The organism is Neobacillus niacini, assembly GCF_048572935.1.
Lineage (GTDB): Bacteria > Bacillota > Bacilli > Bacillales > Cytobacillaceae > Neobacillus > Neobacillus niacini.
On record NZ_CP183883.1, the window covers coordinates 3,571,153 to 3,588,799 of the forward strand.

Below are 17,647 nucleotides of genomic sequence, written 5' to 3' on the forward strand. Positions count from 1 at the left end.
ACAGAGATAAAGTGTTTTATTAAAATGGAGGATTGTACAAATGGGGATTACAATCAAGGATGTATCAAAGGCGTTTGGAAACTTTCCGGCCGTTAAAGAAGTAAATCTAGAAATTCCAACCGGTGATTTTGTAGCTTTATTAGGACCATCAGGTTCTGGAAAAACCACTCTTCTAAGGCTCATTGCAGGTTTGGAGGGGTTAGATTCTGGAGGAATCTTTTTCAATGACAAGGATTACACGTATAAAACGATTAAAGAACGGAATGTAGGGTTTGTTTTTCAAAACTACGCGTTGTTTAAGCATATGACGATATTTGAAAATGTAGCTTTTGGATTAAAGGTAAGACCAAGGAAAACACGTCCCTCTAAAAATGAGATTGCTGAAAAAGTAAATGAATTATTGAAGCTCGTTCAATTAGAGCAGCTCGCTAATCGCTATCCCTCCCAGCTTTCAGGGGGACAAAGACAGCGTATTGCATTAGCCAGGGCACTTGCTGTAGAACCAGAAGTCCTGCTTCTTGACGAACCGTTTGGAGCACTCGATGCCAAGGTGCGTCAGGAACTGCGCCATTGGTTAAGGGAAATCCATCAAAGGCTAAACATAACCACGATTTTTGTTACCCACGATCAAGAAGAGGCATTAGAAATGGCTGACACTGTCGTCGTGATGAATCAAGGGAAAATTGAACAAATTGGCTCACCGGAGGAAGTATATCAAAAGCCAGCAAACGCTTTTGTGTATAGTTTCTTAGGAAGAGTAAATGAATTTCGCGATTATGAAGGGTCGGAGGCAATCAGTTATATTCGGCCGCATGAGATTACCCTGCGTAAATTTTCCCAAGGAAACAGCATCTTGTCTGAGGTTTCACATATTCACATTATCGGATCTACTGTAAGGATTGAATTAAAACGGCAGAATACGGGTGTTCTTTTTGAATCAGAAATGAGTATCGAACAGTATCACAATTTGGGTCCTGTAAAAAGAGGTGATATTCTTTTTGCAGAATTTAAAAATATTGTTGTATTTGATTCTAATTCTGAAAATAAAAAAACACATGAAGCAAAAATGGGTATTAGAAACACGTTAAAAAGTAAATTAATATAGAAGGAAACGGTGCTAGGAAATCCTGGCACTTATTTTTATTGAGGAATCGTTATGATTGAAATATATATATATTAAGCATACATTAGAAATAAGAAATTTTTGTCAAATAGCAATAAAAAAAGAATGGAAGGGAAGATACCATGAAATATAACTTTGATGAAATTGTTAATCGGAGAGGGACATATTCCGTAAAATGGGATGGAGGTCAAATGATAAAAAATATGGGTCTCACGGAAAGATATGATGAAGATACCATTCCATTATTTACAGCCGATATGGATTTACCGGTTCCACAGCCCTTAATAGACGCCTTACATAAGACCGTTGATCATCGTATTTTTGGTTATTCTGTATTTCCTGATGAGTATTTCGAAGCGGTTCAGCATTGGTTTAAAAAAAGACATGATTGGGAGTTCAAGAAGGAAGATATTGTCTACAGTCCAGGGACGGTCCATGCTTTGAATGTTGCTGTAAGGGCGCATACAAAACCAGGAGATGGAGTGATTATCCAGCGGCCAGTTTATCCTCCTTTTACATCTTCTATCGAGGCAAATGGACGAACGTTAGTAAATAATCCGCTCCAAAGTGATGAGGAAGGTTATTATTCCATTGATTTTGATGATTTTGAAGCAAAGGCTTCAGATGAAAACACCAAAATGTTCATTTTATGTAACCCGCATAATCCAACCGGAAGAGTGTTTACTACCAATGAGCTAAGAAAATTAGCAGATATTTGTGCGAAAAATGATGTGTTAATCATAGCAGATGAAATTCATGGCGATATCGTTCGACGAAATCATACCTTTATTCCGATTGCCAAAGCAGCACCTGAGCACGCTGACAAAATTATTACGTTTACGGCGATAAACAAGACCTTTAATGTAGCAGGACTACATTGTACCAATGTAATTATCACGAATCCTGAGCTGAGGAAAACCTTCTTTGGCGTCATGGGCATGCACCTGCCGTCACCCTTTACTGTTTCAGCCCTCCTCGCTGTTTATCATGAGGGAGAGGATTGGTTAGAGCAACTGAAAGAGTATGTTGACGGAACCATGGAATGGGCAGTGGACTTTTTAGCAGAGAACATGCCAAAAGTGAAGGTGAGAATACCCGAAGGAACTTATATTATGTGGATGGACTTTAGCGGCTACGGCATATCCCCGGATGAAGTTCATGATCGAATCTATAACAAAGCCAATGTCCTATTAGAAGATGGAAAAATGTTCGGCGAAGAAGGTCAGCACTATCAACGAATCTGCATTCCATCACCAAGACCCATGATAAAAGAAGCCTTTGAGAGAATCGCCCGAGAGTTTGAAGATTTGAAATAGGTAATTGGGATTTAGTTGCGGATAGCTGGACTTAGTTGCGGATAGCTGGACTTAGTTGCGGATAGCTGGACTTAGTTGCGGATAGCTGGTCTTAGTTGTGGATGGCTGGACTTAGTTGCGGAAGAGCTGGGCTTAGTTGCGGATGGCTGGGTTTAGTTGCGGAAGAGCTGGGTTTAGTTGTGGATGGCTGGGCTTAGTTGTGGATGAGCTGGATTTAGTTGCGTATAGCTGAAAATATAGACATGTAGCAGAATGCTAGCAAGATGTTAGCATATATTACACAAGTTGATATCCCTGAAAAAGCGCTAAGTTTTATAGGAGTGATGACATGGAGAGCAGCATGCTTCAAACCTGCACAAACCTGATACAAAATGCAAAAAATATTGTCGTCCTAACGGGTGCAGGCATTAGTACGGAATCAGGCATTAAGGATTTTCGCTCCCAAACAGGGATTTATCAAATGGCACCTGAATATATACTCTCACTTGATAATTTTTATCATGACCCTGCGGGGTTTTATCTGTTTGCTATTGAAAATCTTTACCACCCAGAAGCACTTCCCAATCAAGGACATGAAATCCTTGCTCAATGGGAAACCAATGGAAAGGTTAGTCATATTATCACGCAAAATATTGATGGTCTCCATCAAAAAGCGGGTTCTATAAAGGTGATAGAATTTCATGGCACCATGAAAACCGCTTCTTGTCAAAATTGCGGAAATACCTATTCCACCGAAGAAATGATCACCAGACTAAACACGATGGAAGACTTCTATGTTTGTGACCATTGCAGTACGCCTGCTAAAAATGAAAGGTATATCAAACCCGATGTTGTCCTATTTGGAGATACCGGTGAATGGTTTACGACTGAGGGCTTCAACGAAGTTATTAACATCATCCATCAGGCGGATTGCTTATTAGTATTGGGAACAAGTTTAAAGGTAACCCCATTCTCGACGTTTCCGCAGTATAGAAGAGAAGGTACCCCTTTGATTATTGTGAATAAAGGCGATTCCCCATATGATAAAAGTAAGGAATCTTATGTAATTCATGAATCCATAGGAGAAACCTTAATCAAAATTGATCATCATATTAATCCACCGATTTCCTAAAGAGAGCAGATTTTGTTTTGGAAATAGCATAAAAAGTGGGCGCCCCCAGAGCAATATTGGGGGTTTTTCAAATTTTCTAAATAGATTGACAATTAACGGAAGGGAAAATAGAATTAAAGGGTAGGTTTTTTATAATAAAGGAGAAACGCTGTTTGTTATTACGCAACAAATCGAGGTGAAGCGATTGATTACAAATGAAAGTTTAACTGAATTTAAAGCAGTTTTTAAAGACATCCAGATTAGTGACGAAGACGACCAACATCCTCTTGGAAATACTGGCAGAGTAATAGTTTTTCCAAAAACAGAACAAGAAATTTCAGCTATTTTAGAGTATGCCAATGCCAATAAAAACACTGTCTTCATCATGGGAGGCGGTACAAAAAGAGGATATGGCGGGCTCCTTGAAAAAGCAGACATTCTCTTATCCTTAGCTCAATATACTGGAATCGTTGAGCATAATCCAGGGGATATGACATTGACGGTGAAAGCCGGTACCTCCTTCCAAGAAATTCAAACTTATTTAGCACCATACAAACAAAAAGTTCCACTGGATCCTTTCATTCCAGAACATGCGACAATCGGGGGAATTGTTTCAGCCAACGATAGCGGTCCCAAAAGAATAGGATATGGATCAGCCAGAGACAATGTGATCGGCCTCCGGATGGTCTATCCCGACGGAACTCTGATTCGTTCAGGTGGCAAAGTAGTAAAAAACGTCGCTGGATATGATATGAATAAATTGTTTATTGGAGCAATGGGAACCCTTGGTGTTGTATCACAAGTGACCGTAAAGCTGCGACCAATTGCGCAATATGAATCTATTCTTTTTGTATCTTTCTCTGAAAGAAGTGTTGAAGAAATTCGAGCATTTGCTTCAAAGGTGCTTGATTCAATGATGGAACCCATTAGCCTCGAGTTACTTAACCCCTCCTTAGCTGGGAAATTGACAAACATTAATCAATACACGATGCTGATTTCGTTTGAAGATGTAAAAAGTTCAGTACAGTATCAAGAAAATGTTATCAGAAGTATTGTCCCTGAAAAAACCACCCTAAGATCCCTATCACAAAATGAAGCCACTTCCTTCTGGGATGATTTTTACCACCACCAACCTAACGGCTTAGTAAACATACCTACCACAGAGGCAGTTCTCAAAATTGGCGTTGTCAACTTAGAAGCTATCAAAATTTTACAAGAGGCAGAGCTAACCGCGGATGCTTGTCATGTTTCCATCGAAGCACATGGAGGTTTAGCGACGGGCATTTGTCACCTGACCATTCGTGGTGCAGCCGAGGATATTTTATCTGCGATTCAACACATAAGAAAAAGTGCGAAGAAGAATGGAGGGTATGCTGTTGTGAAGCACCTGCCATTTTCGCTCCGAAAAGAACTGAATGTTTGGGGAGAAAAAACAGCGGCACACTTTCTGCATGAAGGGATTAAACAAAAAATTGATTCCAACAAAATCTTAAATAAGAATCGTTATGTCGGAGGGATCTAGCATGAGTGTAAAGGAAAGTGATGTAAATCAAGACATGCCTTGTACATCCTCTCTAGGAAACTATCTATGGCGTGATCCGCCGCAGGAAAAAAAGTGGGCAGATTGTGTTCATTGTGGGATGTGCTTGGAATCTTGTCCTACATATGAACAAACGGGAGAAGAACAGCACTCACCCCGAGGCCGTGTCTATCTCATAAAAGCAGTGGCAGAAGGAAAGTTGAGTGTGGATGAACACTTTGCGAATCCTGTTTTTTCCTGTCTTGATTGTCGTGCTTGTACGACTGCTTGTCCGGTTGATGTCGATGTTGGCGGGCTAATTGAGGAAGCAAGAGGCCAAATCCGGCAAGCGGTGCCGCTTAAAGGCTGGAAGGGAGCGGTAAACAAGTTCTTTCTTCATGGGGTGTTCCCGCACCGTAATCGCTTACGTTCTCTCGGCGGTTTGTTACGGTTTTACCAGCGGAGCGGATTGCAAAAGGCGGTTCGGAAAACAAAACTAATCACTATCATGCCACAGCACTTAATCGAACTGGAATCGATTATGCCGGATGTCAAACGCTCAGATCGAAAAACTCATATAAAAGCTAAAGGTGAAACCAAGCATGAAGTGGCACTGTTGACTGGCTGTGTAATGGATGTATTTTTTAGTGATATCAATGATTCCACCATTAATGTTCTCACTCGGAATGGAAATGACGTGACCATCCCGACAAATCAAACCTGCTGCGGTGCACTGCATGTTCATGCTGGTGACCGTGAAATGGGCAGGAAGCTAGCAAAGCAGAATATCGAAGCTTTTGAAAAAGCCAAAACGGTCATCGTTAATGCGGCTGGCTGCGGCTGTATGATGAAAGAATATACAGAGTTGTTCCGTGATGAACCAGAATGGAAAAAACGAGCGGAAGTATTTGAGGAGAAGGTTGTGGACATCTCCAAATACTTGCATGACACTGGCTATGAAAAGCCAAGAGCAGCCATTACTACCCGAATCACCTATCATGATGCTTGTCACCTAGCGCATGGGCAAGGAGTGAGGCAGGAACCCCGTGACATTCTGCTTGATATTCCAGGAGTAGAAATGGTACACATGCCAAACGCAGACCGCTGCTGTGGGAGCGCGGGAATCTATAATATTACCAATCCTGAAATGGCGGATGCGGTTCTCAAAAGTAAAATGGAAAACGTTCCAGAGGATGTCGAAATGATTTCGATGGGAAATCCCGGCTGCATGATGCAAATGGCCTTAGGTGTGCAAAAATACGGAAGAAACCAGAAGATTGTCCACACTGTTCAGCTTCTTGACTGGGCCTATCAAAAACAAGAAGGGGATGAAAAACATGCCCATCTTAAAGATTAATACCACTGACAAGCACATTATCAATCTTGCAACAATTGTCGGGGGACCACACTCTATTTTATATAAAAAAGCGGACCTACTCGCATATGATTGCGATGGATTTACCATTCATAAACATTTGCCAAAGGCGGTTGTTTTTCCAAAAAATACGGGGGAAGTTTCGAAATTAGTAAAGTATTGTTCTGATCATAGTCTCCCATTTCTGGCTCGTGGTGCTGGAACAGGATTGAGCGGCGGGGCCATTCCTGTTAATGGGGAAGTCATCATTAGCATGGTTCGGATGAAAAAGCTAATCAGTGTTGACCTTGAAAATCGAAGAGCAGTGGTAGAACCAGGCTTCGTCAATCTTAAACTAACAAACTCCATTTCTGACAGAGGTTACTACTATGCCCCTGATCCTTCGAGCCAGTATTGCTGTACGATTGGAGGGAATGTAGCAGAAAATGCGGGTGGTGCACATTGTTTGAAATATGGAGTCACTACGAACCATATTCTTGGTCTTGAAGTCGTTCTGCCGAATGGAGAGATTATTGAGATTGGCAGGAATGGAGTTTTGGATGAGCCTGGATACGATTTACTCGGACTCTTGACTGGCTCTGAGGGAACTTTAGGAATAGTTACTAAAATAACGGTTCGCATTTTAAAAAATACAGAAGGAAAACAGACAGTCCTCGCTTATTTTGACAAGGTGGAGGATGGAAGTCAGGCGGTTTCAGATATTATCTCAGCAGGAATTGTTCCTGCAGCACTGGAAATGATGGATAAAACTGCCATTGAAGCGGTAGAGGCAGCTGCATTCCCTGTCGGACATCCGAAGGATATTGAGGCCGTTTTACTTATTGAAGTTGATGGCATTGCCGCGGGCATAGAGGAACAAATCAACCAGATTTTGGAGGTTTGTAAAAAAAGTAATGTACGAGAGGTCCGTGCCGCCAAGGATGAGGCAGAAAGAGGTAGGTGGTGGGCCAATCGTAAAACAGGTTTTGGAGCGATGGGTGCCATTTCACCGGATTATTTAGTACAGGACGGTGTAATTCCGAGAAGCAAGCTCCCAGAGGTACTGAAGAAAATTGCGCAAATTAGTGAAGAATCAGGTCTCAGGATAGCGAATATTTTTCATGCAGGCGATGGGAATCTCCATCCACTCGTTCTATTTGATGCCCGTGTACCGGGTGAGATCGAAAAAGCATTAGAAGCTGGAAGTCTTTGTTTGAAGGCTTGTGCCGATGTTGGTGGAACGATTACGGGTGAGCATGGGGTAGGAATCGAAAAGAGAGAGGAAATGCGTTTTGTTTTTAAAGAGGAAGAAATACTAGCACAAACCAATATTCGTGAAGTATTTAATCCTGATAATCTTTTAAATGCCGGGAAACTTTTCCCGACACCAGGACGCTGTGTTGAAATAAAAAAAGAGATGAAAGTATAACAGAAACGATGTTTGGTATTAAAGAACAACTACTATTGGGGAGGAATGTCGAATGAATAAATATAGGAATGTAGGGGAATTACAAGTTGCCAGTGAGTTATATGAATTTATAAATTCTGAAGCATTGCCGGGAAGCCAAGTGGACCAGGGGCAGTTTTGGGAAGGGTTTGAAAATATCATTAAAGAGTTGACTCCGAAAAATAAGGAATTGCTAGTAAAGAGGGAGGAATTGCAAACAAAAATTAATCGATGGCACCGTGAAAATAAAGTCTTCCATTTTGATAGCTACAAAACATTTTTAGAAGAAATCGGTTATCTCCTGCCAGAACCAGAGGAATTCAGTATATCTACTGAAGGTGCAGATGATGAAATTGCGCTAAAAGCGGGTCCTCAATTAGTTGTACCTGTTGATAATGCCCGATATGCCATTAATGCGGCAAACGCCCGGTGGGGAAGTTTGTATGATGCCTTATACGGTACAGATGTGATTAGTGATGAAGGCGGCGCACAAAACCAAAGTGGATATAATCCTGTTCGCGGCGAGAAAGTCATTGCTTTTGCTAGGAATTTCCTTGATGAGACAATCCCTCTACAAGTTGGAACACATAAAGAGGCAGTAAGTTATACTATTGACCAAGGAAGTTTGTACGTTACCTTACGTAATGGAGATATTACCCGTTTGAAAAATGAAGAAAAATTCGTTGGGTATCAAGGTGATTCAAAACAGCCTTCAGCTGTGTTGTTGAAAAATAATGATAATTATTTTGAAATTCAAATCGACCGAGCTCATCCGATCGGAAAAACGGATGCAGCAGGTGTAAAAGATATTCTCCTAGAGTCGGCTCTTACTTCAATCATGGACTGCGAAGACTCTGTGGCCGCTGTTGATGCACAGGATAAGGTTCTCGTATATCGTAATTGGCTTGGCTTAAACAAAGGCAGCCTAAGTGCCACTTTTACAAAAGGAAATAAAACCTTAAATCGGACACTCAATCCTGACCGCAGTTATGTGTTGCCTAGTGGCAGTGAATTTACCTTGCCAGGGCGCGCTTTAATGCTGGTTCGAAATGTCGGCCATCTAATGACCAATAATGCCATACTTGATGGTAACGGGAATGAGGTACAGGAGGGTATTATCGACGCTGTTGTTACCTCTCTATGTGCAAAGCATTCACTAATAGGAAACACTACATTCAAAAACTCAGAAAAAGGCTCTATCTATATTGTAAAACCAAAAATGCATGGTCCAGAAGAGGTCGCTTTTGCAAATGAGCTTTTTAACAGGACAGAGGATTTGCTGGGGTTAGCTAGAAATACCCTGAAAATTGGGGTAATGGATGAGGAACGCCGTACATCGTTAAACCTTAAAGCCTGTATCAAGGAAGTGCAAGAGCGTGTCGTCTTTATTAACACTGGATTCTTAGACCGGACCGGTGATGAAATGCACACGTCGATGGAGGCAGGTGCGATGATTAGAAAGAATGAAATGAAATCTACACTTTGGCTGCAAAGCTATGAAAAGTCAAATGTGAATAATGGTCTTTCAACCGGTTTCCAAGGACGTGCTCAAATCGGTAAAGGAATGTGGGCAATGCCTGATTTAATGAAGAGCATGCTCGAGCAAAAAATAGGTCACTTAATGGCTGGAGGAAATACAGCATGGGTTCCATCGCCGACAGCCGCAACGCTTCATGCTCTACATTATCATCAAGTAAATGTAAAAGATGTACAAAATAATCTTCTCGGCAGTATTTCTGATTTACGGGATGATATTTTACAAATTCCTGTTTCTGACGATACGAATTGGAGTCCAGAAGAAGTCCAAGCAGAGTTGGATAATAATGCCCAAGGAATACTTGGCTATGTCGTTAGGTGGGTTGAGCAGGGAATCGGTTGTTCAAAAGTACCTGATATTACTAATATCGCGCTCATGGAAGACCGAGCCACCCTTCGTATTTCCAGCCAGCATGTTGCGAACTGGCTGCACCACGGAATTTGTACGAAGGAAAAAGTGGTCAAAACGATGGAAAGAATGGCGAAAGTAGTAGATGAACAAAATGCCCACGATCCTGCATATAGACCAATGGCCGATAACTTAGAGCAATCTGTGGCATTCCAAGCAGCGTGTGACTTGATATTTAAGGGGTATGACCAGCCAAGCGGATATACGGAACCAATCTTGCATAGCCGCCGTTTGGAAGCGAAAGCCAAATATTCAGTTCGATCCTAATCAGGGTATTTTTTTCAAAATGCCCTGGCAAAGAGGTGGGGAAGTTTGCAAAGAGATAATGTCGTAAAATCCGTAAGCAGGGCACTGGATATTATTGCACTTGTGGGTATGAAAAAGGGCGGTCTCGGTGTTACCGAGATTGCCAATCAAATTGATATCAATAAAAGCTCTGTTTTTAGAACATTATCCACCCTTGTGCAATATGGTTATATCGAACAGGATACGGAAACAGGTAAATACAAGCTGGGCTATAAGTTCCTGGACATTAGCTCAAAGCTGTTAGAATCCATTGATCTAAGAACCGAAGCAAAACCATTTCTCCAAGAACTTGAAAATAAGACGAATGAAGTGATTCATCTGGTTGTCTATGACCAGGGTGAAGTCGTTTATATTGAAAAATTAGAAGGAAATGAAACCCTGCGAACACATTCAAAGGTTGGAAAAAGAGCCCCAATGCATTGTACGTCCGTTGGGAAGGCGATCCTTTCCCATTTGCCTGAAATGGAAGTACTCTCCATCCTTGACCGAAAAGGGATGCCTTATCATACAGACCATACCCTTACTACAGCGGAGGAAATCCTGCGTGAACTTAACCTGATAAGAACAAGGGGTTACGCGTTAGACTTAGAAGAAAACGAGTATGGTATAACCTGTATCGCTGCACCTGTATTTGATCATTTAGGAAATGTGGTTGCGGCTGTCAGTATTTCTGGTCCAACGACACGAATGACAACCGAACGTCTGAAACAGCTCGGACCAATTATGATCCAAACAAGCCAGAAAATATCAGCAAGACTTGGGTATCTAGTTCCTGTAAATAGTGAAAACTAAGGCAAATTGATGAGAGCCCGAAAACTACTAAAAGAAGAAAAGCCGCAAAACTTTACCTAGTTTTGCGGCTTTTCGATTGGCTCTATTATTATTCAATGTTGATTTTCGTGTAGGGTTGAGTTTCATAAGCGGAGAATTTCCGGCTATTGTATATAGAGAAGCTTAGAAAGCATATATAAGCGAAGGTATTCCGGTTAATAGCTTTAAATAAGACAAAAACCAAGAGTTTGGATACAATAAGCGGAAAAGCTCCGCTTATTTTTAAGGAAATATGGGTATTTGCCAATTTAAACGGAAATTCTCCGCTTATTCTCCAAATACAGTGAAATCAACATTCAGTTTTTAAAAGAGCCTAACTATAAAACGGCCTCTTGCCTGTCCTTGTAATATCACAGGAAGAGTCTCTGGAAGCTCTTCTAAACTTATTTCTTTGGAAATGGATTCTAGAACTTCCGGTTTGAAGTCACGGGCCATTCGCTCCCAGAGCGGTTTGCGGACTTCCATTGGACAGTACACTGAATCAATACCAAGAAGATTAATCCCACGAAGAATAAACGGAAACACCGTGGTAGGTACATTGCCGCCGCCCGTTAATCCACTGACCGCCACTGACCCATTGTACTGAAGTTTACTTAAAATAGCCGCAAGGGATTCTCCGCCAACCGGATCGACGGCACCGGCCCAAAGCTGTTTATCTAATGCTTTGACCTTCCCGTTGTAAACTTCGTCCCGAGAAACAACCTCTTTGGCACCAAGTTTATGTAAATAGTCGTGTTCACTTTCTTTTCCAGTGCTGGCAACAACATCGTATCCTCGTTTTGCCAAAATGGCAACTGCGATACTTCCAACGCCGCCAGTAGCCCCAGTAACCAACACCTTTCCTTTTTCAGGAGAGAGTCCGTTTTCTTCAAGTCTCTGTATGGAAAGGGCAGCCGTTAACCCAGCGGTCCCATAGATCATCGCTTCTTTTAAAGATAGGCCATCAGGTAATGGGACAATCCAATCAGCGGGAATCCGCGCATATTCACTGTAACCGCCATAATGGGAAACCCCAATTTCATAGCTAGTAGCAATGACTTGATCTCCCTCTCTGTAGCGGGGGTCTTCGGAAGAAACCACTACTCCTGCTAAGTCAATCCCCGGTACAAATGGGTAGGACCTGACAATTTTACCTTCAGGAATACTGGCTAAGCCGTCTTTGTAATTAATACTTGAATAAGCAACTTTAATTAAAACTTCACCCGCAGGTAAATCATTTAAAGAAATAGGTTTAATCCCAACCGTAAAATCACTTTCTGACTTATTAACGACTAAAGCTTTAAAATCCTCTTTCAAAACATAACACCCTCTCCATTATTAAATTTTCCATTTCCATCATACTACATTATTATAAAAGTATAGAACTCTAAATGGAGTGATGTTCATGTTCGCGGCAGGACAAAAGGAAATGCAGAAAATGGATCAGTATACGATTGAAAAAATCGGCTTACCTGGTGTTGTGTTAATGGAAAATGCGGGAGCGAGAGTAGTAGAGGAAATACTCCAAAGTACAACCAGTACCCGTCCAAGAGTGATTGTTTTAGCAGGAGGCGGCAATAATGGCGGTGATGGTTTCGTCATTGCACGCAGGCTATTTGATATTGGATTACATCCACAGGTATGGCTCTTAGTAGACCCTGTACGTATAAAAGGAGACGCGAAAATTCATTTTGAAGTATACATAAAAAGAGAACTACCCCTATTTCACCTCGAAGAAAAGGGTTTAGAAATGCTTCGGGATCAATTAAAACAAGCAGACATTATTCTCGACGCGATACTAGGAACAGGTGTAAACGGTCCAGTCCGAGAACCTTTAAAAGACGTTATTTCGCTGGTCAATACATATGAAGGTAAGAAATCAATTATTTCAGTTGATATCCCATCCGGCGTTAGCAGTGATACCGGTAAAGTCCAGGGGGAAGCCATAAAAGCTTCGATGACGGTTACCTTTGTGTTCCCTAAAAAAGGATTCTTTTTAAATGAAGGCCCCCAACATATTGGTGAGTGGAAGGCTGTAGACATTTCTGTACCGCCTACGATTGTCAAAGATTTAGGATTAGATTAACCTAAACTAATTACCGAGCGTCTCGCCAAGGCTGCAATTCCAATCCGGTCAAAACATGGTCATAAGGGCACTTTCGGTCATGTACTTATTCTAGGCGGTTCTCGGCAATACGTTGGTGCTCCAATCTTCTCAGCAAAATCCGCCTTGCATACTGGAGCAGGACTAGTCACTTTAGCCATACCAGAAACGATTTATCCAATGGCAGCTGCACAAAATCCTGAATCTTTATTATTACCTTTATCAGCAGAGGATGGACATTTTGCTGAAAAGGCAATCGAGGAGCTAGCACCATTGTTAAATCAATATGACTGTGTGACTGTTGGGCCAGGAATAAGCCGATTTCCAAACGGAGAAGAGTGGATGAAAGCATTATTCTCTAACCTGACCAATCAACCCGTTGTCATTGATGCGGACGCTCTTTACCTAATGAGTAATCAAAAGGATTTACTTAAGAACTATAAGGGTCAGGTAATCATGACTCCACACCCAGGAGAAATGTCAAAGCTGCTAAATATATCGGTTAAGGAAGTAGAAGGAAATCGATTTGAAATCGCGCGACAATTTGCCAAAGAGCATTCAATCTATTTACTTTTAAAAGGACACCGTTCTGTAATTGCTGAACCATCAGGAGGGTTATATATTAATCCACACGGCCATGATGCCCTCGGAAAAGGCGGGAGCGGTGACATACTAACAGGTCTTATTGCGTCCTTTCTTGCTCAGGGAGCCTCACCTATAAACGCGCTTATTTCTGCGAGCTATTTACATGCTCGTGCTGGTGAAGAAAGAGCGAAAGAATTATCGCATTATGGTGTTATGCCTTTTGATATTATCGATGGGGTAAAGAGACTTTTAAACGAAATGTAGAATACTTATTGGTGTACTAAATTTAATACTTTGAACTAAAATAGAAAAAGGAAAAATTTTTAGATAGCTGATAGCATGTCTTCGTTTGGTTTTATTATTGAGTTGAAACCTAGTATTCTATTTTTCCGTCTTTTATTTTAAGCAGCTTAGAAATTTGATAAGGAGTGATTGATTTGAAAAATTTTTATAAGGTGACAGCATTTGCTATTATTTTGGCATTACTAGTATCCGTAAGTAGTACAAGCAAGGTGTTTGCCGATACAAATAGTAATACTGAAGAGAGTATCAATGAAAAGTTTGGGCTGCCTATCGTCGTTTACGGGGAAGCATTATCAGCTGCTCAAAAGGAAGAAGTGCGAGATCTTTTAAAAGTAACGGACACAAGCAAAGTGAAAGAGATTACGGTTTCTGGACAAGACCTAGTGAAGTATATTAAAGGTGATGCACACTCTAATATGTATTCCTCGGCTAAAATCACGCGGAAGGATGCTGGAGAAGGACTTGTGATTAATCAGGTAACGCCAGAAAATATTACGGAGGTTACCGATGAAATGTACGCAAACGCCTTGTTGACTGCTGGAATTCAAGACGCAGTTGTTGATGTGGCTTCTCCTGTTAAAGTTAGTGGACACTCTGCATTAGTAGGAATTTATAAGGCTTATGATGAAGGTGAAGGCGCAGCGCTAGATTTGGGGCGTACTGAAGTAGCCAATGAGGAATTAAACTTGGCTACTGATTTAGCAAAAAAAGAAGGACTGAATCAGGATAAGGTAAGTGAGCTGCTAACAGAAATCAAAAAGGAAATTGCTGAACAAAACCCAGCAACAAAAGAAGAAGTCGCAGCAATTATTGATGAAAAACTAAAGACGCTTGAAATCAGCTTAAGTCCGGAGGACCGTCAGCTGTTACTAGATTTGTTTGAAAAAATGAGAGATTTAAATATTAACTTCGATAATGTTAAATCACAGCTTGAAAATCTTACCCAGGATATTCAGCAGCGGATTGAGGAAGCAGTGGGGGATAAGAATTTTCTACAGCAAGTAGCCGATTTCTTTAAACAATTAATTGAAAGTATTAAAAGCATATTCTCGTAGTTTTAAGGCTCAGTTATCCTACTGAGCCTTTCGTTTGTAATGAAATTTTAATGATAAAAAAAAGAGGAATGACATCAGGACTATATAAAAATCCCCATTTTTTTGTTAAAATGGTATTTAAGGAAAAAGTTTCGACAAAATTCAATGAAAATCTGCTTTAGTTAGATTATAGTACATACTAGCATAATTAATCTGCTATTAGCTTGAGTTATCTAAACATAAACATTTGAATTATTTGAATTTTGAATAATGAACTATTAGGGAGCAGGAGGAATTCTATCGTGTGGGATTTTGAAATGGACATAGATCAAGTTGCAAGAATAAAAGTAATCGGTGTTGGCGGCGGGGGAAATAATGCTGTAAACCGAATGATAGAAGACGGAGTTCAAGGTGTTGAGTTTATTGCTGTTAATACTGACGCTCAAGCACTTAAACTATCAAAAGCAGAAATTAAGATGCAAATCGGTGCAAACTTAACCAGAGGTTTAGGCGCAGGAGCGAATCCTGAGGTTGGCAGAAATGCAGTTGAGGAAAGTAGAAAGCAGATCCAAGAAGTACTAAAGGGAGCAGATATGGTCTTTGTTACTGCAGGTATGGGCGGAGGAACCGGGACTGGAGCTGCACCAGCGATTGCCCAGATCTCCCGTGAGCTTGGTGCTTTAACCATTGGTGTTGTGACACGCCCATTCGGATTTGAAGGTCGTAAACGTTCAACGAATGCAGCTGCTGGAATTGATTTAATGCGTGAAGCAGTGGATACCTTGATTATTGTTCCAAACGATAAACTATTGCAAATCGTAGATAAAAAGACTCCTATGATTCAAGCATTCCGTGAGGCCGATAACGTGCTCAGACAAGGTGTACAAGGAATTTCCGATTTAATCGCGGTACCTGGATTAATAAACCTCGATTTCGCAGACGTGAAAACGATTATGTCTAATCAAGGGACGGCATTAATGGGTATCGGCATGGCGAAAGGTAAGGACCGCGCTGTGGAAGCAGCGAAGAAGGCTATTTCAAGTCCGTTGTTAGAAACTTCTATCGATGGCGCTCAGGGTGTCCTCATGAACATCACTGGCGGCAGCAATTTAAGTTTATATGAAGTTCAAGAGGCAGCTGATATCGTTTCTTCTGCTGCGGACAAGGAATTAAACATGATTTTTGGATCAATTATCAATGAAGACTTAAAAGATGAAATTATGATTACGGTAATCGCGACAGGGTTTACAGAGACAGAATTATCTTCTAAAAAGAACACAGTGAGTCCTTCACGGGATATTACTTCAAGACCACAATCTCAGGGAATCTCTCGACGTGAGCAGAATATTCAAGAAGACCCTGCGCCTAGCCAGGACAGACAAAGACAGCATTCTGAAGATACGTTGGATATTCCTACATTCCTGCGTAATCGTAATCGAAGATAAAAGCAAAAATAAGGCTGCTGAGAATAAACTCGGCAGCCTATTTTAGACCGAAAAATAATTGTTAATGATTCGACAAAATTTTAAAAACTTTAAGCAGAACTAAAAGTATTTATGCTAAAATAATAGTGAAATAACAACAGCAAGGAGAAATCGCTATGTTGAAAGATATTTTTATAGGCTTATCTCAAAATCAACTTTTAAATAATGCTGCTAAAAAGTATGGCTTAAAAATGGGTGCACAAAGTGTAGTTGCAGGTACGAATATCGATGAAGTAATCAAAAGTATCAAAGAACTCAATGCACACGGTATCTCTTGTACCGTTGATAACCTAGGTGAATTCGTCTTTAAAGAGGAAGAGGCAACTGAAGCAAAAGAACAGATTCTTAACGTTATTGAAGCGATTCATGAGCATAAAGTTAATGCCCATATATCTTTAAAACCGACGCAATTAGGTTTGGATATCGAATACGGATTCTGCCTTAGCAACTTAAGAGAAATTGTTGAACGAGCAAACAACTACGGCATTTTTGTAAACGTTGACATGGAAGATACTGGACACCTCCAGCCGACTTTTGATCTTTTGGATGATTTATCAAAGGAATATGACAATGTCGGAACTGTTATTCAAGCTTATTTACTTCGTGCTGATGAATACTTGGAAAAATATAAAAACTACCGTATGCGGATTGTAAAAGGTGCTTATAAGGAGCCTGCTGAATACGCTTACCAAAATAAAAACGAGATTGACGCTAATTTTATTAAACTTATTGAATGGCATTTGTTAAACGGAAAATTTACATCAATCGCTACACATGATCACAATGTCATAAACCACGTAAAATCATTTGTCAAAAAGAACAACATTCCGAAGGATCAGTATGAGTTTCAAATGCTTTATGGTTTTAGAAAAGACATGCAGCTGCAACTGGCTAAAGAAGGATATAATTTCTGCACTTATGTTCCTTTCGGCAATGACTGGTATGGTTATTTCATGAGACGTTTGGCGGAAAGACCGCAGAATTTAAATCTTGTTGCTAAGCAAGTATTTAACAAGAAGACAAATACCATAATAGGTGTAGCTGCGGGTGCATTTTTGTTAGGTCGATTGACGAAGAATTCGAATAACAATAAGAAACGTAAATAGTAACGTAAAAACTCCTTTCAAATGAAAGGGGTTTCTTTTTTTTTTGAATCAAATAGGTCTAAAGAACTATTCTTGTAAAAATTGACAAGTTTGTACCGGCTGAATAATAAGTATTGATTGA

Annotated in this window: 14 protein-coding genes; 13 read left to right on the plus strand and 1 reads right to left on the minus strand. The window is 40.6% G+C overall.

What is annotated here, in order from left to right:
* Positions 1-40: 40 nt before the first annotated feature.
* The 8 genes from ACN6MT_RS17640 (at position 41) to ACN6MT_RS17675 (ending at position 10,892) form a co-directional block, all read left to right on the plus strand.
* Complete coding sequence (locus ACN6MT_RS17640) at positions 41-1,105, plus strand: sulfate/molybdate ABC transporter ATP-binding protein (RefSeq protein WP_419887296.1); 1,065 nt, start codon at positions 41-43, stop codon at positions 1,103-1,105.
* A gap of 140 nt (positions 1,106-1,245) precedes the next feature.
* A complete protein-coding gene (locus ACN6MT_RS17645; RefSeq protein WP_419887297.1) occupies positions 1,246-2,439 on the plus strand; it encodes a MalY/PatB family protein in 1,194 nt (397 codons plus the stop codon).
* 328 nt (positions 2,440-2,767) lie between these two features.
* Positions 2,768-3,550 carry an NAD-dependent protein deacylase gene (locus tag ACN6MT_RS17650; RefSeq protein WP_419887298.1) on the plus strand — a complete coding sequence of 261 codons (783 nt, stop codon included), beginning with the start codon at positions 2,768-2,770 and terminating at the stop codon, positions 3,548-3,550.
* Between the two features lie 184 nt (positions 3,551-3,734).
* Entirely contained in the window at positions 3,735-5,051 is a 1,317-nt protein-coding gene (locus ACN6MT_RS17655) for an FAD-binding oxidoreductase (protein WP_419887299.1), read from the plus strand.
* Position 5,052: 1 nt separating this feature from the next.
* Positions 5,053-6,405, plus strand: coding sequence for a (Fe-S)-binding protein (locus ACN6MT_RS17660; protein WP_419887300.1), 1,353 nt, complete (start codon positions 5,053-5,055; stop codon positions 6,403-6,405).
* The gene (locus ACN6MT_RS17665) at positions 6,386-7,831 is read left to right on the plus strand and encodes an FAD-linked oxidase C-terminal domain-containing protein (protein WP_419887301.1); all 1,446 of its coding nucleotides are present in this window, start codon (positions 6,386-6,388) and stop codon (positions 7,829-7,831) included. The genes ACN6MT_RS17660 and ACN6MT_RS17665 overlap by 20 nt, the downstream gene beginning before the upstream one ends.
* Before the next feature lie 52 nt (positions 7,832-7,883).
* Entirely contained in the window at positions 7,884-10,061 is a 2,178-nt protein-coding gene (locus tag ACN6MT_RS17670; protein WP_419887302.1) for a malate synthase G, read from the plus strand.
* 45 nt (positions 10,062-10,106) lie between these two features.
* Positions 10,107-10,892 carry an IclR family transcriptional regulator gene (locus ACN6MT_RS17675; RefSeq protein ID WP_419887303.1) on the plus strand — a complete coding sequence of 262 codons (786 nt, stop codon included), beginning with the start codon at positions 10,107-10,109 and terminating at the stop codon, positions 10,890-10,892.
* A 342-nt stretch (positions 10,893-11,234) separates the two neighbouring features.
* Here ACN6MT_RS17675 and ACN6MT_RS17680 read toward each other — a convergent pair whose 3' ends face one another.
* Positions 11,235-12,227: an NADPH:quinone oxidoreductase family protein gene (locus tag ACN6MT_RS17680; RefSeq protein ID WP_419887304.1), complete on the minus strand. Its 993-nt coding sequence runs from the start codon at positions 12,225-12,227 to the stop codon at positions 11,235-11,237.
* Between the two features lie 88 nt (positions 12,228-12,315).
* Here ACN6MT_RS17680 and ACN6MT_RS17685 point away from each other — a divergent pair, with 88 nt between their 5' ends.
* The 5 genes from ACN6MT_RS17685 (at position 12,316) to ACN6MT_RS17705 (ending at position 17,526) form a co-directional block, all read left to right on the plus strand.
* Complete coding sequence (locus ACN6MT_RS17685; protein WP_419887305.1) at positions 12,316-12,996, plus strand: NAD(P)H-hydrate epimerase; 681 nt, start codon at positions 12,316-12,318, stop codon at positions 12,994-12,996.
* 42 nt (positions 12,997-13,038) lie between these two features.
* Positions 13,039-13,863 (plus strand): NAD(P)H-hydrate dehydratase, encoded by an 825-nt coding sequence (locus tag ACN6MT_RS17690; RefSeq protein ID WP_419956472.1) that lies wholly within the window; start codon positions 13,039-13,041, stop codon positions 13,861-13,863.
* A gap of 173 nt (positions 13,864-14,036) precedes the next feature.
* A complete protein-coding gene (locus tag ACN6MT_RS17695; RefSeq protein WP_419887306.1) occupies positions 14,037-14,957 on the plus strand; it encodes a DUF1002 domain-containing protein in 921 nt (306 codons plus the stop codon).
* A gap of 296 nt (positions 14,958-15,253) precedes the next feature.
* The gene (gene ftsZ, locus ACN6MT_RS17700; protein WP_411833326.1) at positions 15,254-16,381 is read left to right on the plus strand and encodes a cell division protein FtsZ; all 1,128 of its coding nucleotides are present in this window, start codon (positions 15,254-15,256) and stop codon (positions 16,379-16,381) included.
* A 155-nt stretch (positions 16,382-16,536) separates the two neighbouring features.
* On the plus strand, positions 16,537-17,526 hold the full coding sequence (locus tag ACN6MT_RS17705; RefSeq protein WP_419887307.1) for a proline dehydrogenase family protein: 990 nt from the start codon (positions 16,537-16,539) through the stop codon (positions 17,524-17,526).
* The last annotated feature ends 121 nt before the right edge of the window (positions 17,527-17,647 follow it).

Excerpts from the sequence above, each read along its gene's own strand:
- ftsZ (WP_411833326.1), top strand. The coding sequence starts at position 15,254 with ATGGACATAGATCAAGTTGCAAGAATAAAAGTAATCGGTGTTGGCGGC.
- ACN6MT_RS17685 (WP_419887305.1), top strand. The coding sequence starts at position 12,316 with ATGTTCGCGGCAGGACAAAAGGAAATGCAGAAAATGGATCAGTATACG.
- ACN6MT_RS17640 (WP_419887296.1), top strand. The coding sequence starts at position 41 with ATGGGGATTACAATCAAGGATGTATCAAAGGCGTTTGGAAACTTTCCG.
- ACN6MT_RS17645 (WP_419887297.1), top strand. The coding sequence starts at position 1,246 with ATGAAATATAACTTTGATGAAATTGTTAATCGGAGAGGGACATATTCC.
- ACN6MT_RS17650 (WP_419887298.1), top strand. The coding sequence starts at position 2,768 with ATGGAGAGCAGCATGCTTCAAACCTGCACAAACCTGATACAAAATGCA.
- ACN6MT_RS17660 (WP_419887300.1), top strand. The coding sequence starts at position 5,053 with ATGAGTGTAAAGGAAAGTGATGTAAATCAAGACATGCCTTGTACATCC.
- ACN6MT_RS17705 (WP_419887307.1), top strand. The coding sequence starts at position 16,537 with ATGTTGAAAGATATTTTTATAGGCTTATCTCAAAATCAACTTTTAAAT.
- ACN6MT_RS17665 (WP_419887301.1), top strand. The coding sequence starts at position 6,386 with ATGCCCATCTTAAAGATTAATACCACTGACAAGCACATTATCAATCTT.
- ACN6MT_RS17670 (WP_419887302.1), top strand. The coding sequence starts at position 7,884 with ATGAATAAATATAGGAATGTAGGGGAATTACAAGTTGCCAGTGAGTTA.